This window comes from Oleiphilus sp. HI0061, assembly GCF_001635675.1.
The window spans coordinates 1-1,165 of sequence record NZ_LWFE01000331.1 but is presented as its reverse complement, the minus strand read 5'-3'; the positions used below and the strand labels follow the sequence as shown (position 1 = coordinate 1,165).

General features: G+C 47.0%; 2 pseudogenes. Both read left to right on the top strand.

The features are described 5' to 3' along the window. Positions 1 to 505 (top strand): annotated as a pseudogene (locus A3735_RS04265) (branched-chain amino acid ABC transporter permease); the annotation flags it as partial. Then, positions 502 to 1,165, top strand: a pseudogene (locus A3735_RS04260) (urea ABC transporter permease subunit UrtC); the annotation flags it as partial. The pseudogenes A3735_RS04265 and A3735_RS04260, both read left to right, overlap by 4 nt.

Genomic DNA, 1,165 nt, shown 5'->3' with positions numbered 1-1,165 from the left:
GATGAGTGGCTCCTTAGATATCAACCCTGTCTTATCGCTCACGATGAACCGCCTTTACATTCTTGCCTTTGCATTATTGGTGTTTGGTCTGTTGTTGTTGATCTTAAATAAGACCTCATTGGGGTTGAATGTTCGTGCGGTTGCTCAGAACCGTGACATGGCAAAAGCCATGGGTATTCGCACAGACTGGGTCGATGCAATGACTTTTGGTTTAGGTTCAGGTATCGCCGGTATGGCGGGTGTGGCTTTGAGTCAGTTAACGAACGTAGGGCCGAATCTCGGGCAAGCTTACATTATCGACTCCTTTATGGTCGTTGTGTTTGGTGGTGTTGGAAACCTTTGGGGGACCTTGGTAGCAGGCTTCAGCTTAGGTATTGCCAATAAATTTCTTGAGCCGGTTACCGGTGCAGTATTGGCTAGCATCTTGGTATTGGTATTCATCATCTTGTTTATTCAGAAAAAACCGAAAGGACTGTTTCCACAGAAGGGGAGAGCGGCAGAATGAGTATTTTAAGTACGCTGTTTGATCGCGGATTAATGGGCCGAGAAGGTCAGCCGGGGAGTCGAACCTTTCCATTTGTAATTCTTTTACTCGCCATCACTTTCCTTGCCTCTATCGGTAACTTGGTGATGCCTGAAGGTTCAGTGTTTTATGTCAGCACCTATACCATAACTTTGCTGGGTAAGTACTTGTGCTACGCCATGCTGGCTTTGGCAGTTGATATTATCTGGGGCTATTGCGGTATTTTGAGCTTGGGTCATGGTGCATTTTTCGCGCTTGGTGGCTACGGCATGGGCATGTATTTAATGCGTCAGATTGGTGACCGTGGTGTCTATGGTCACCCTGAGCTACCTGACTTTATGGTCTTTCTGAATTGGCAAGAGCTACCTTGGTTCTGGCAGGGTATGGATCAATTCTGGTTTGCGATGATCATGGTGGCATTGGTGCCTGGCTTGCTAGCTTTCGTGTTCGGTTGGTTGGCATTCAGGTCTCGAGTCACGGGTGTATATCTATCGATCATGACGCAAGCACTGACTTATGCATTGATGCTGTCTTTCTACCGAAACGAGATGGGTTTTGGCGGGACCAACGGCTTAACAGATTTCAAAGAGATACTAGGCTTTGACTTACAAGCAGACAGCACGCGAATTGGTTTGTTTGTCG